This window comes from Hungatella sp. SB206, from assembly GCF_051132295.1.
GTDB lineage: Bacteria > Bacillota > Clostridia > Lachnospirales > Lachnospiraceae > Hungatella > Hungatella effluvii.
In genome coordinates, this window is sequence record NZ_CP096603.1 from 4,023,028 (window position 1) to 4,036,386 (window position 13,359).

Genomic DNA, 13,359 nt, shown 5'->3' on the forward strand with positions numbered 1-13,359 from the left:
ATCGAGAGCTGCCCCGGGCTGTTTGTTGTTGTAACTTATTTTTTCATCTCCATCGCGTGAACCATATTCACGACAAATTCATGGCTCGGCACTGAAACGCCGCACCGCCCTGCCGCAGTCACCACGGAACCGCTGATGGTATTCACCTCGGTCCTTCTGCCATCGCGCAGGTCCGCACGGATCGAAGTGCATCCCGCCGGATTCCCGATGGAGGTCTGACGTACCCGCTCCGTTACAGCTTCCTCATCGAAGGAAAGGCCAAGCGCACCGGCGACCGCAATCGCCTCATGAATCAGCGCCTTCGTCAAATTCCATGCGTATTCATTCTCCGCAATAAATCCCATATCCACTAAAAGGATGCCGGTTACTGCGCTTAAGGAAACGTTGGTAAACAGCTTGTCCCAGATGAGATACTGAATATTCTCATGGATTTTCACCTGAAATCCGCAGCTGTCAAACGCCTCTTTCAGCTGCGGCAGGAATTCTTCCCGATCCTCCGTCAGCATCCCTACATTCGTATTACCGACTCCGCCTCTTCTCACATGCCCTGGCGCCAGTACCGCGCCGTTGTCCTCCGTCGTACCGATGATTACACGGTCTTCGGGGACAAATTCCTTTAAAATGTCCTCGTGGCCTGCGCCGTTCTGCAGCGTCAGAAGGCGTGTTTTCTCCCCAATCACGCCCTGATTCCCCGCCAGCGCGGCCCTGGAATAAATAGACTTCACGAACAGAATGACCAGGTCCATCTCCCCCAGCCCTTCCGTGTCGGTTACCGCCGTCGGATAGTACGTATTCGTCACGCCATCCTCGTCGATCTTCAGTCCTTCCCGGTTGATCTGCGTTACAATATCCGGATTCGTGTCTACCAGATATACATGATGCTTCCTTGATAAATGGCCGCCGTAGACGGAGCCCATGGCTCCGGCGCCAATGACTGTTATTTTCATTTGGACCTCCTGCCTTTCTGACTTTTTAGTTTGAAAAGTCTGCCAGCCCCTCGATTGCATATGCACGGATCGGACAGGAGTCCAGGCCGAGGATTGGAAGGGGGGCGTAGCTCATGAAGAACACATCCTGCTCCAGCTTTTCGAGGTTTTTCAGGACCTCAAGGAAAACGATATTCTCTGCCATCAGTATATCATGAAATGGCTTGACATCCTCATTGCAGTTTTCAATCGAGACGCCGTCTCCAAAGCCTACACACTTCACCTTATGATCCCGGAACCACTCAGCGCTTTCTTTTCCTACCAGAAGCCGCTTGTCCGCCTCCGTGTTGGTCGCCGGGGTAAACGGAGGAATCTTGTAAGAGGAATCAATGATCACAATATCCCCCTCCTTTAGCTTTCCTTCCGTAGCCTTGTCAAGATCCGCAGCCGTAATGTGGGTTCCCGGCGCAACCTCCTCCTTGAAATCCACATACAAAGCCCTGCCCATAAATGTGGTCAGAGGCAGCTCCGCCACGCTCGGCCAGTTGTCATCATGATGGTAAGGGCACTCACAGTGTGTCCCCAGATGGCTGGTAATATCCATAATCGTATGGAAATCCGGAATCGGTCCCCCGGTATTGAACCGATACATGTGGCATCTCCGGCTCTCCGTCTTCGGATCCAGCTCCTTCGTTAAATCCACCACTCTCAAATTCCCCATCTTATAAACGCACATCCTGTCTTCCTCCTCTATATTTAATATAATAAATAACTCCCGTTGCCTCTTACAACCAGTATACCGCTATACCGGTATACTGTCAACACTGACAAAACAAAATCTTATAATTTCATCGATTATTTTAATCCATAAAACGCCCTTTAAAAGAGTGATTGACCAAAAACAACTTCTATATTAGAATAATGGTATGTCAAACAAACAGGAGATGCATCACATTGAAAGAAAAAAGCTTTTTACAATCCAAGGCATACGATTACATAAAAGAACAGATTTTGGAAGGAAAGCTGGTGCCGGACACCCTCTACTCTGAGGCGCGCCTGTCCAAAGAGCTGGACATTTCCAGAACCCCCATCAGGGAAGCGTTACAGTGTTTAAGCCAGGATGGATATATTACTATCGTTCCCAGTAAGGGGTTTATGCTCCGCCACCTGACGGATAAGGACATGCAGGAAACCATCGAAGTCCGCTGTGCCATTGAAGGCTTCTGCACCCATATCATAGCCGGACAGATCTCCACCGAAAAGGGGAAACGGCTGCTGGAGGAGCTGGGACAGATACTTGAGCAGATGCAGAAGGCAAAAGATTTCGATGATAACCTGCAGACCTTTATTGACAGCGACCACGCCTTTCATCTGGCCATCGTCGGTTATGCCGAGAATGATGAGTTTAATCAGCTGTTCCAGCGCCTGCTGTATTTGATCCACTTAACGTCGGCCACCGCGCTCTCGGTTACAGGCCGTGTCGATGGAACTCTGGAGGAACACGAGCTCTACTACCGCGCCCTCAGAGAGGGCAATGGAAACGATGCCTATCAGATCATGATCCGCCATCTGACCATGCCGCTGAAGCTTCACGATCATCCAGACGGTCAATAACCGCTCATATCCTGTGAAAGTAAGAATTGATATAAAATAAGAAGCTGACGCCCTCCGGTATTACCGGATCTAAGGCATCAGCTTCTTATTTTCATAGAATAAACTTCCTCTGATTCGCTTTACTATTTACTGACAGTAATTCCCTCTGATTCAATCTTCAGCCGGATCTTCAGCATCCGTTCATCCGTCTGTGCGATTACCTCTGCACACTCCCGCAGTTCTGCGCTGATTTCCTCCGAGCTGTCACCGACCTCTTTCTTATATTTCAGTTGATGATCCAGGCTTGCCCAGAAATCCATGGCGATGGTTCTGATCTGAACCTCCACCCGCATCCACTTCTTCCGGTCGGAAAAGAAGACGGGAATCTCCACGATCATGTGGTAGCTCCGGTATCCATTCTCCTTCGGATGGCGGATATAATCCTTGATGGCGATGATATGCACGTCATCCTGACGGGTCAGCATGTCGGCTACGGCGTAGATGTCATCTAAAAAAGAACAGATGACACGGATTCCCGCCACATCGTCGAGATTCTCCATCATGGATTCCATCGTTACGGGAAGACCTCTCCGCTGCAGTTTCTCCACAATGCTCAGGGGCTTCTTCACTCTGGATTTCACCATCTCGATGGGATTCCTGGAATTGCGTACGGACAGTTCGTCGTTTAAGACCTCCAGTTTCGTCTTAATCTCCCTGATCGCACAGGTGTACATCATCATCGCTTCCTGAAACTGGTACGCCTGCTTTAGGAGCGGGTCCGGGACCTGTACCAGATTCGGCACATTAACGATGGACTGGTGCAGTTCGCTGTTGGGGTTCATATTGATATTCATATTTCTACCTCGCTGTCCTATCCTTAAGCTGTCACGAAACGCATATTATATGGACTCCACGGCTTTAACCGCCTCGTCCAGCCACGGTGCTTCCAAATACTCCACAGCGCCTTCATCAACAGCTTTGGCAATCTTGGGTTCAATCGGGATCTTGGCGAGAACAGGGATTTCATTCTCCTTCGCTACTTCGTCGATCCGGCTCTCTCCAAATACGGAAATCTTCTTTCCGCAGTCCGGACATGATAAGTAGCTCATATTCTCCACCAGACCAAGAATCGGAATGTTCATCTTTTTCGCCATGTTTACAGCCTTTGTCACGATCATGGATACAAGCTCCTGAGGCGATGTGACAATGATGATGCCGTCTACCGGCAAAGACTGGAATACCGTCAGCGGAACATCGCCTGTTCCCGGAGGCATATCCACGAACATATAGTCGATATCTTCCCACAGGGCCTCCTGCCAGAACTGCTTAACCGCTCCGGCGATCACAGGTCCTCTCCAGATTACAGGATCGGTCTCATGATCAAGAATTAAGTTGGCCGACATCACTTCGATGCCCATGGAAGTGGTCGCCGGGATCATGAGTCCCGTCGGTGTCATGCCGACGCCGTCGTCTCCCAGGCCAAATGCCTTGGGAATTGAAGGTCCGGTAATATCCGCATCAAGAATTGCCGTCTTATAATTTTTTGCGTTCATGCGGACCGCCATCATGGTGGTGACCAGCGATTTACCAACGCCGCCCTTTCCGCTTACCACACCGATTACCTTCTTAACCGTACTTGCAGGGTTTAACGGCTCCAGAAAGCTGGTCTGCTCCGTCTGTCTGCTGCTGCAGCTCTCCCCACAGGTATTGCAATTATGAGTACAGTTTGTTTCACTCATGTTTCATTCCTCCTGATGATTATTCTCTAATATATAGAAGACAGCCTTTAGAAGGCCATCCGTTTCTATCGAATCCGTAATATAATCCGCCACGGCTTTCACCACAGCCTTTCCATTGCCCATGGCGATGCCTAGACCGGCCATCTCCACCATGGAAACATCGTTTGCTCCGTCGCCGACCGCCGCAGTCTCCTCCAGCGACAGGCCGAAATGGGCTGCCATCTTCTCGATTCCGATGCATTTGCTTCCGCCCCGCGGAATCACATCCACGGCGTATTCATCGTGCCACCGGATGATCTCACATCCGGGAACCGCGCGCCGGATCTTCTCCTCCCGCGCCCTGCCGATATAGGGCACGATCTGGTAGATCGGATGCTCTGACGCACGCCTCACATCCATAACGGGCGGAATTCTTGTCCCGATTCCCGCCTGGGCCTTCTCCACGATGTCGTCCACCATGTTGATATACATGCGGTCATCCTCCATGAAAAGGCAGGGAAACGGATCTTTCCCGATAAGCGTCAACATGGCATCGACTTCCGCGCCGTCAATGGGATCATCGTATACAACGTGGCCGCCGCAGTAACAGTACTGCCCGTTTAACGTGACGAATCCGTCAAATTCCATGTCCTCCAGGAGATTCTCCTCCTCGATCTCAAGCTTATGGCGCCCGGTAGCGATGAACAGCAGGATTCCTGCCTCCTTCGCCTTCCGCAGCGCCTCTTTTGTGCTTTCCGGAACCCTCTTCGTCTCGAAATCACGCAGCGTCCCGTCTATATCAAAAAATATGGCTCTGATCTGCCTTTTGCTCATTCTCATCTCTTCCTTTACAAGTTGCCATCGTCTGCGATTCGTAGTATAATGCAGACACTTAAGATTATAGTATGAAAGAAGGGTTCTGTCCATGGATTTTACACAGGCAAAAAAAATATTTGCTGGATATTTAAAGCAGTATGACACGAAAAACGAGAAAATCCGGCTGAAAATCGTACACACCTACGGCGTAACAGACGCCGCCCGGCTGATCTCCAAAGGCCTTGGCCTCTCCGATGAGGACACCGACCTGGCCCTGCACATTGCGCTTCTCCACGACATCGGCCGCTTCGAACAGCTGAAAAGATACGACAGCTTCGACGATTCCATCGTTCCTCACGCGGAGTTAAGCCTCTCGATTCTGTTCGGGGACCATCTGATCCGCAGCTTCATTCCGGAACGCGCCTACGATTCCATCATCTATACGGCCATTAAGAATCATGGGTTCTATCAGATGGACAACTCCCTCACCGGAAAGGAACGCCTCCATTCCATGCTCATCCGGGATGCCGATAAACTCGATAATTTCCGGGTAAAGGAGCAGGACTCCATCCACGCGATGCTGGATGTCGAAGCCGAAGAGCTGGGCGCGGAGGCCATCTCCGACCATATCCTCACGTCCTTCTTAAACCGCTGTCCCATCAAAAACGCCGACCGTGTGACGCACATGGATATGTGGATCTCCTACCTCGGCTATATCTATGACTTAAACTTTCCGGAAAGCCGCCGTATTGTGGCCGGTCGCGGTACCATCGATAAGCTCATCGACCGGGTCCCATACAGCAACGAGGCCACCCGGCGGAAGATGGAGCTCATCCGTCAGGCGGCCTGGAACTTTTTATCAGAATCCACTGCCGGGAGCAGCCGTTAAAATTACGCAAAATTCGTACGGACCGCCTTTAAAATCCCAAGCAGGTTTAATGCCTTCAAAACACTGTAAAAGATCATGGAATCAATGGGCCACATAATCAGGTTCTTGATCACTCTGGCCGGCAGGATCATCATAAAGCCCTTGCCGTACAGGACGGACAGACACAGGGTGTTTAAGATCACGTTGCAGATCAGCATGACTACAAACTTGGCTAACAGCACCCTCCAGAAGGTGATGGGCTTCTTATAGTAGAAGCAGCCATAGAGCACGCCCGCCAGTACGACGACAGCCGTAAGCCCCGGGAAAAATGGTCCGGCAGGCTTCAGCAGATACTTGAGCACATCCAGACCTCCGGCGAAGATTCCGCCTACCACAGGTCCGAATAAATAGGCGCATACGCCGTTTGGAATGCCGGAAAAGCCGATTCGGATGGTACTGCCAACATTGATGGAAAACATGCCCAGAATAATGGCGATGGCCGCGAGCATAGCCGCGGTAGTGATGGTCCTTACAGATTTCAGTTCTTTGTAAGAATCGGTGAACAAAGTGACGAATTTTTTCATAAAAAATACCTCCTTTGCAGACCTCTTACTACAACCGGAGATAATAAACGTATCATCTTCTGATGCAGCGGGATGCGATTCGTGTACCGCAAGAGAAATCTTTTCGTCCGGCTGACAACTCCCTGTTCAACCAGCACTTAACGCACACAAACCTACTCTGCTAATATTGATTTGTAATTTGTAACGAACTCAGTATATCACAGAATACGGAAAATGCAAATATTTTTTCATTCGGCATCTCCATTCTTTTCTTTCTTTTGTCTTACCAGCCATTCCACGCCCTTATGGACTGCCAGCGCGATCACGACTCCCAGCACGAGTCCGGTCAGAACATCCGACGGAAAATGAACGAAGAGATACAGCCTGGAAAATGCAATGAGCGCCGCCAGAACGAGCGCCGCCGCTCCCCAGCGCCGGTTATAGAGAAAGATGCTCACAGCCGCCTCGAAGGAGGCCATGGTATGGCCGGAAGGGAAGGAAAAATCCCCCGGATTTTCGATCAGCAGCTGTACGGCAGGATCGATCCAGCACGGCCGGTCTCTCGCCACTAAATTCTTTAAGAGAATATTGCCGATCAGTAAACCGCCTGCCAGGGATAAAAGAACGCAGAATCCCATCTTCCTCGTCTTTTTAAAACAGAACAGCACAAGTCCCGTGAGAATCCAGAAAATTCCGCTGTCCCCCAGATGGGTAATATTTTTCATCACCACATCCAGCCATGGCGTATGGATGGACTGCAGAAAATAAAGAATTCCAAACTCCGCTTCTATCATGATTTATAAGCTCCTTCCAGTATGAATCTGTTTTTTTCGGTGTAATGGGTATTATAACAGTTGAAAAAATATTTGACAAGCGGCTTATTTGAGTTTAGGATAAACCGTAGTTAAACGAATGATACATAAAGGGAGGCAAAAGACATGAAATTCATCAAACAATTCAGTATCATCCTGATAATTTCCCTGATTGGGGAAGCGCTTCACTACTTTATTCCTCTGCCAGTTCCAGCCAGCATCTACGGGCTGCTTATTATGCTCGCGGGGCTTCAGACGAAGCTGATACCTCTGGACAGCGTCCAGGAAGCCAGTTACTTCTTAATCGACATTATGCCGCTGATGTTCATACCTGCTGCGGTGGGACTTCTCGATTCCTGGGGACTGCTCCGGCCGATCCTCATCCCTTTTCTGGTCATCACCATGGTCTCCACAGTGGTGGTTATGGTCGTCTCTGGGAAAATTACACAGTTTTTTATAAGATCTGACAAAAAGAAGAAGGTACCGGAACATGAATGAGATGATAAAAGAGTTTTTGTTTTTTGGAGCAGCCGTAAGCATCATGGGATATGAACTGGGCCTCTTTCTCAAGGCGAAGTTCAGACTTCCGATTTTCAATCCACTGTTGATATCCATTATCGCAGTCATGATATTTTTATCCGTTTTCCACATTGACTATGAAAGCTATAATGTAAGCGCCAGATACTTAAGCTATCTGCTGACTCCGGCCACCGTCTGTCTGGCCGTCCCGCTCTATCAGCAGCTAAGCCTGCTGAAAAAGCACGCCAGGGCTATTCTGGCGGGAACCGTGACTGGTGTTCTGACCACGATGGCGACTGTTTTGGTACTTGCGCTTCTCTTTAAGCTGACTCACGAACAGTATGTCACCTTTCTTCCAAAGTCCATAACCACCGCAATCGGCATGGGTATATCGGAGGAGATGGGCGGCATTGTCACAATCACCGTGGCCTGCATTATCATCACGGGAATCATCGGCAACATCATCGCGGAGACCGTCTGCCGTCTTTTCCACATCACAGAACCGGTCGCAAAGGGTATTGCCATCGGTTCTGCCTCCCACGCCATCGGCACCACAAAAGCCATGGAAATGGGCGAAATCGAAGGAGCCATGAGCAGCCTCGCCATCGCCGTGTCCGGGCTTTGCACGGTGTTGTTCGCATCGGTATTTGCGAATTTTATTTAACCACTATTTCTGAGTTTAAAAAAGAGTCAAAAATGGGTACAGTGGAAAGTTCCACTGTACCCATTTATCTGCACCGCTGCTAAATACCCGCGTTACTGCCAGATACCTGCATCACTGCTGAACCCAGACTCCATTATAATCCACATATCTGCCATCCGGAGTCCAACGTCCCGCGTACATCACGCCACTTCCGTCCAGATAGTACCACGCTCCGTTAATATACTGCCAGCCCGTCATCATGGCTCCGCTTCCATCCAGATAATACCAGTCGCCGTTGATTCTCTGCCATCCGACCTGCATCACTCCGCTGGAATTCATGTAGTACCAGCGTCCGTTCACATACTGCCAGTCCGTCGTTCTCACGCCGCTTCCGTCCAGGTAGTACCACGCCCCGTCGATCTGCTGCCATCCGGTGCGCATCTTGCCGTCAGGTCCCAGATAGTAGTTATTGCCGTCGATCCGTCTCCAGCCTGTCGTCATATATCCTTCGCCGTCGAAATAATACCATGCGTTGTCTATCAGCTTCCAGCAGCTTCTCGGATATCCGCCGCCAGAATATGCGTACCACCAGCCTCTGGCGTTCTGCTGCCATGCTCCGCTGCCGCCGTAGTACCAGACCTCATCCTCGTCAATGTAGTAATCCTCAGAATAGTCGGACCACTCACCTGCTCTGGAATTATAGCTTGCAATGGCACGGACACGGAAGGTATAGGAACCCTCACGGTCCATATTGTTCGCGAAATTATAGCTGCTGTCTGTTGTCTTGACGGTCACTACCGATTTCTCGTCGCGGTAAAGACGGACCTCGTATTCCTTCGAGCCTTCCAGCGGATCCCAGTAAGCCACGTTTCCGCCCCACTCCAGGTTCTGAACACTGCTTAAGGTTCCGCCTATTCTCTTTAAATATACCTCCAGTTCCATCTGTGTCCCGTCGTCATAAATTCTGGCCTTCTTATAGACTGCGCTGCATCCGTTTAGCGTAAATCTGCTCTTCGATGTGGAGCTGAAACGGTATCCGCTCTTCGCCGTCAGTTCTACATGAACCAGCGGCCGGTCGCCGACTACCCAGACGTCGCCTTCGTTTGAATACTCCGCGTACTCAACGGAAAATGGCTGTCCATCCGGCGCCTTCACGTGAATTCGGCCGATCTCATTGCCTGACTTCGGTTCCTCTCCCGAGTACGAGAAGTCCAGCTTCACCGAATCAATCTTCGTATCTGCGGCCCATGCCGGCATGGCCAGCGCCATGATCAGGACCAGTGTCATAATAAACCCTAACCGCTTTCCTTTCATATCAAATCCTCCTCATAAAAATGCACCAGTTATTTTCTATCTTCATTATAGTAAAACAACCAATATCTTTCAATTTCTTTATCATTACGATATATTACATTTTTATGACAGACTTTTCCAGTTATTTTTTTTAATATGTAACCATTTTGTTATTTTATGACTTTTCAGCGGTTTTTTTGTAACTTTAATCTGATTTTTCAGTTTCTAGTCTCTGTCCCAGTCCTCATTAACCGGACAACCCTTCCGGTAAGACAACCGGTCTTCCTCTGTTATCTCCCGCACCACTCTGCACGGCGTCCCGAAGGCCACCGAATGGGATGGAATATCGTGGGTTACCACACTGCCGGCTCCGATCACCACATCGTTTCCGATCGTCACGCCCGGCAGAATAATTGTATTCGATCCGACCCATACATCGTCCCCAATATGGATAGGCAGGGAAAACTGAGCACCCTTGCGGCGGTACTCTCCCCAGACAGGATGTCCCGTGACCGTAAGCGTCACATTCGGTCCAAACATCACGTAGTTGCCGATAAATACTTCACAGTCATCGACGACACACATATTAAAATTGGAATAAAAGTGGTGACCGATATGCGTATTGCATCCGTATGAAAAAAAGGCGGGGGATTCAATCCAGATTTCCTCTCCCGCTTCCGCCAGGAGTTCGTCTAAAATCCTCCGTTTTTCCTTTACATTCGACGGTCTTGTCTGATTATAATCATAGACCAGTTCCTTACAATGCACGCGCTGGTATTCAATTTTCTTCTCATATGCCTTATTCTCTTCCATCTCGTGGCCGAATTCGCAGTATAAGCGGCCGTTCTTCATCTTGCCTTCCAATGACATATTTCTGTACCTCCGGTTGCTTTTTTCTTTTATTCTATCACAGTCCATTATGGTTGTAAAACGTAAAACAGTATCATTTCCAGTTTCCTTTCCCCGGGCTTTCTGCTATACTAATGGATAAAACGGACGGCAGACAGTCCGAAACAGGAAAGGAAATTGTGAAACGATATGATACTTAATGGTGCCCTGATCAATGGAGCCGCGGTGCTCGCCGGCGGACTCGCCGGAAGTGCGTTAAAGAAAGGAATCCCGGAGCGGCTCGACCGCACGCTGACCCAGGGCCTGGGCCTCTGCGTCGTATTCGTGGGAATAAGCGGCGCGTTAAAGGGGGAACAGGTCATCATTGCCATTCTCTCCATGGTGATCGGAACGCTGTTTGGAGAACTCATCAACATCGACCGCCAGCTGACCCGGGCCGGATACTGTCTTCAGTCCAGACTCATCCGCGGTTCCTCGGACAGCACCTTTGCGGAGAGCTTTGTCAGCTGTACGATCTTCGTCTGCGTGGGAGCCATGGCGATCGTCGGCTCCCTCCAGAGCGGACTGTCCGGCAATCATGAGATTCTCTATGCCAAGTCCTTAATCGATTTCGTGTCCACCATGGTTATGGCTGCCGCCCTGGGGCCCGGAGCCGCTCTGGCCTCCGTCCCGGTATTTCTCTACGAGGCGGCGCTGACGCTGTCCGCCGGCGCCGTATCCGCGCTCTTAACAACTCCTGTCGTCAATGAAATGACGTGCGTTGGCTCCCTGATCATAATGGCCATCGGCTTCAATATGCTTAAAATAACCGACATCAAGGTTGCCAACTTCCTGCTGGCGCCGTTTCTTCCGGTTCTGCTCTGCCATTTCTTTTAATCTCACCCCATGACCAGCGAAAGCAGCCGGTCCAGGCCGCAGACCTTCTCCTCACGGAACAGGGTCTCCAGGCGTTCCAGGTTCAGATCAGAGTGTTCCACCTCTCTTGAATAGCGGCGTGCGGCCTCAAAAAACACGTTCTTATTCAGTACGCCGCCCTGCTCTTTCCACAGGGCCTGCGCCGTTTCACGGATCAGGAGCGTACTCACCACGGCCAGCCTCATCTTCTCATAGGGGCGTTCATCGTATTCCGCACCACAGAACCAGGTAAACACAAAGTAGACCATCAGCTGCTCAGACCACCGCTCCCATGTCTCACGCCGCTTCTCCGATACCTCTAAGAATTCATAAAATTCCTGTCTCTGCGTCTCATACTCACTTTCCCCTGCTCCGTACAGAACCTTCCTGATCCGCCCGATATAATCCGGCCAGCCGGCATTTAACACTTCCAGCTCGTCAAAGAAGCCGAACAGTTCTTTCATCCCGTCAAAACGGCTCTCTCCGTCAATCTGATACGCCAAAAGCCTGGAGGCCAGCTTCCCGACAGCCCCCTTCCTTCCGTAACGCTCCAGCAGGGAATCCGTCTCATACAGACGGTCATTCACGATTCTGCGCTGTAAGTCATGAGCCAGCCCCAGCACGATTCCCGTGCGCAGGTTCCAGTCAAGCTCCCGGTTCTGCAGCGTGGAAATGATGAAATCTCTGCAGTCCATGAGCTTCGTATAAAGAAAGAAATCAAAATAAGGGTAAGTCTCCTCCTTCTCCGTCTCTTTGCTCAGGAACCGCACCGGCTCCTCGCAGTCCAGAATCAGCTTTGCAGCCTCCGGGCACGACAGCGACAGAGATATCTCCCTCACCCCCTCAAACTCTTCGATATGCCTGGGATACGCCCGGCACGTCCGGCAGAGCATGGAAGGCCCCGCCTCCGAATAGATGTCGCAGAGATTATTTTCATCTAAAAATGCACAGCGCCCGTCATACTGGCGGAACGCAGAATTCTCCCAGTCAATGGAATTCTTCAGCCGGCTGCCGAAGGGATCTCTTCTTTTCCTGTATTTTTTTAACGATGCGTCATCGATCATAATCTGCCAGCCGGCGCAGCACGTATCCGGACATTCGCCCGCCACACACTGAAACCGGCTGTAATAATGTGGTACTGTTATCTTCATTTCTCTTATCTCCTGTCACCTGATCATTCGGAAACCCTGCCAGGTGCTCATAGTATAACTCATGAAAGGCTTTTTGTCACGGCCAGAATCATGAACAGGACGCCGCTGATCCAGGAGAGGTCGCATTTGCAGCGGGAAGCCAGCTTTCTTCCTAAAAAAAGGCCCGCATACATCATCACGATTCCCATGATGAGCGCCGTCCCCATCGTCAGTCCCACCGGTATTTCCAGAAATGCGGAGAGTGCCCCCGCGATCAGGCTGTCGATCGACATGGCGAAGGACAGAAACAGAACCTCCTTCCATGACAGCGACTGGGAATGGTCCCAGTCTGCCGCCATGGGATCTCCGTAGATATTGACAATGATACGAAGGCCGGAGAAAGAAAATGTAATTCCCTTATGCAGGCTTACATGCCTGTTAATGTATTTCTTAATGGTATAATCGAGAAGCTTTACCACGCCGAGAAGGAAAAGGCTGATAAAACACACCATCCGGGTCATGCTCTCCGGAACCAGACCGTCCAGTACACTTCCCGCCGCCAGCGCAATCCCCAGACAACCGCTGCAGATTGCATTCATGACAACGATTTTTTCCCATGTAATATGCACTTTATTTGCGCCATAGGCCATGCTGGCCACAAAGGTGTCCATGCAGAGGGCCAGGACTAAAACCAGGATATGAAACATAGTCATCTGTCTTTGCTTTTTCTAGTAA

The 13,359-nt window shown here is 50.3% G+C and carries 16 protein-coding genes and 1 riboswitch; of the genes, 5 read left to right on the forward strand and 11 right to left on the reverse strand.

The window, feature by feature from the left end; genetic code table 11:
* Positions 1–35: 35 nt before the first annotated feature.
* Positions 36–947, reverse strand: a complete 912-nt coding sequence (locus M1L66_RS17650) for a ketopantoate reductase family protein (protein ID WP_434687374.1) — start codon at positions 945–947, stop codon at positions 36–38.
* 25 nt (positions 948–972) lie between these two features.
* On the reverse strand, positions 973–1,662 hold the full coding sequence (locus tag M1L66_RS17655) for a cyclase family protein (RefSeq protein WP_434687376.1): 690 nt from the start codon (positions 1,660–1,662) through the stop codon (positions 973–975).
* A gap of 218 nt (positions 1,663–1,880) precedes the next feature.
* Between M1L66_RS17655 and M1L66_RS17660 the strand changes: the two genes are divergently transcribed.
* Positions 1,881–2,540: a GntR family transcriptional regulator gene (locus tag M1L66_RS17660; RefSeq protein WP_187023896.1), complete on the forward strand. Its 660-nt coding sequence runs from the start codon at positions 1,881–1,883 to the stop codon at positions 2,538–2,540.
* Between the two features lie 122 nt (positions 2,541–2,662).
* On the opposite strand, the gene M1L66_RS17665 is transcribed toward M1L66_RS17660, so the two are convergent.
* The 3 genes from M1L66_RS17665 to M1L66_RS17675 are packed head-to-tail and all read right to left on the reverse strand — an operon-like array spanning position 2,663 to position 5,071.
* Positions 2,663–3,373, reverse strand: coding sequence for a GTP pyrophosphokinase (locus tag M1L66_RS17665; protein ID WP_187023895.1), 711 nt, complete (start codon positions 3,371–3,373; stop codon positions 2,663–2,665).
* 45 nt (positions 3,374–3,418) lie between these two features.
* Positions 3,419–4,258, reverse strand: a complete 840-nt coding sequence (locus tag M1L66_RS17670; protein WP_055652894.1) for an Mrp/NBP35 family ATP-binding protein — start codon at positions 4,256–4,258, stop codon at positions 3,419–3,421.
* A gap of 3 nt (positions 4,259–4,261) precedes the next feature.
* The gene (locus M1L66_RS17675) at positions 4,262–5,071 is read right to left on the reverse strand and encodes a Cof-type HAD-IIB family hydrolase (RefSeq protein WP_434687379.1); all 810 of its coding nucleotides are present in this window, start codon (positions 5,069–5,071) and stop codon (positions 4,262–4,264) included.
* A gap of 91 nt (positions 5,072–5,162) precedes the next feature.
* Between M1L66_RS17675 and M1L66_RS17680 the strand changes: the two genes are divergently transcribed.
* Complete coding sequence (locus M1L66_RS17680; RefSeq protein WP_187023893.1) at positions 5,163–5,942, forward strand: HD domain-containing protein; 780 nt, start codon at positions 5,163–5,165, stop codon at positions 5,940–5,942.
* Between the two features lie 2 nt (positions 5,943–5,944).
* Here M1L66_RS17680 and M1L66_RS17685 read toward each other — a convergent pair whose 3' ends face one another.
* Entirely contained in the window at positions 5,945–6,505 is a 561-nt protein-coding gene (locus tag M1L66_RS17685; protein WP_434687382.1) for a folate family ECF transporter S component, read from the reverse strand.
* Between the two features lie 63 nt (positions 6,506–6,568).
* A riboswitch (THF riboswitch) is annotated at positions 6,569–6,667 on the reverse strand.
* 65 nt (positions 6,668–6,732) lie between these two features.
* Positions 6,733–7,278: a phosphatase PAP2 family protein gene (locus M1L66_RS17690; RefSeq protein ID WP_434687384.1), complete on the reverse strand. Its 546-nt coding sequence runs from the start codon at positions 7,276–7,278 to the stop codon at positions 6,733–6,735.
* Positions 7,279–7,422: 144 nt separating this feature from the next.
* Between M1L66_RS17690 and M1L66_RS17695 the strand changes: the two genes are divergently transcribed.
* Together M1L66_RS17695 and M1L66_RS17700 are read left to right on the forward strand one after the other, a co-directional pair.
* Entirely contained in the window at positions 7,423–7,794 is a 372-nt protein-coding gene (locus M1L66_RS17695) for a CidA/LrgA family protein (RefSeq protein WP_002603885.1), read from the forward strand.
* Positions 7,787–8,479 (forward strand): LrgB family protein, encoded by a 693-nt coding sequence (locus M1L66_RS17700; RefSeq protein ID WP_187023891.1) that lies wholly within the window; start codon positions 7,787–7,789, stop codon positions 8,477–8,479. Before M1L66_RS17695 ends, M1L66_RS17700 begins: the two co-directional genes overlap by 8 nt.
* Positions 8,480–8,590: 111 nt before the next feature.
* On the opposite strand, the gene M1L66_RS17705 is transcribed toward M1L66_RS17700, so the two are convergent.
* The gene (locus M1L66_RS17705) at positions 8,591–9,772 is read right to left on the reverse strand and encodes an N-acetylmuramoyl-L-alanine amidase family protein (RefSeq protein WP_187023890.1); all 1,182 of its coding nucleotides are present in this window, start codon (positions 9,770–9,772) and stop codon (positions 8,591–8,593) included.
* A 204-nt stretch (positions 9,773–9,976) separates the two neighbouring features.
* Complete coding sequence (locus tag M1L66_RS17710) at positions 9,977–10,621, reverse strand: sugar O-acetyltransferase (protein ID WP_187023889.1); 645 nt, start codon at positions 10,619–10,621, stop codon at positions 9,977–9,979.
* A gap of 168 nt (positions 10,622–10,789) precedes the next feature.
* Here M1L66_RS17710 and M1L66_RS17715 point away from each other — a divergent pair, with 168 nt between their 5' ends.
* Positions 10,790–11,476: a DUF554 domain-containing protein gene (locus M1L66_RS17715; RefSeq protein WP_187023888.1), complete on the forward strand. Its 687-nt coding sequence runs from the start codon at positions 10,790–10,792 to the stop codon at positions 11,474–11,476.
* Between the two features lie 2 nt (positions 11,477–11,478).
* Here M1L66_RS17715 and fliB read toward each other — a convergent pair whose 3' ends face one another.
* Together fliB and M1L66_RS17725 are read right to left on the reverse strand one after the other, a co-directional pair.
* Positions 11,479–12,645, reverse strand: a complete 1,167-nt coding sequence (fliB, locus tag M1L66_RS17720) for a flagellin lysine-N-methylase (protein WP_434687388.1) — start codon at positions 12,643–12,645, stop codon at positions 11,479–11,481.
* Positions 12,646–12,704: 59 nt separating this feature from the next.
* Positions 12,705–13,331: a manganese efflux pump gene (locus M1L66_RS17725; RefSeq protein WP_187023922.1), complete on the reverse strand. Its 627-nt coding sequence runs from the start codon at positions 13,329–13,331 to the stop codon at positions 12,705–12,707.
* Positions 13,332–13,359: the final 28 nt, after the last annotated feature.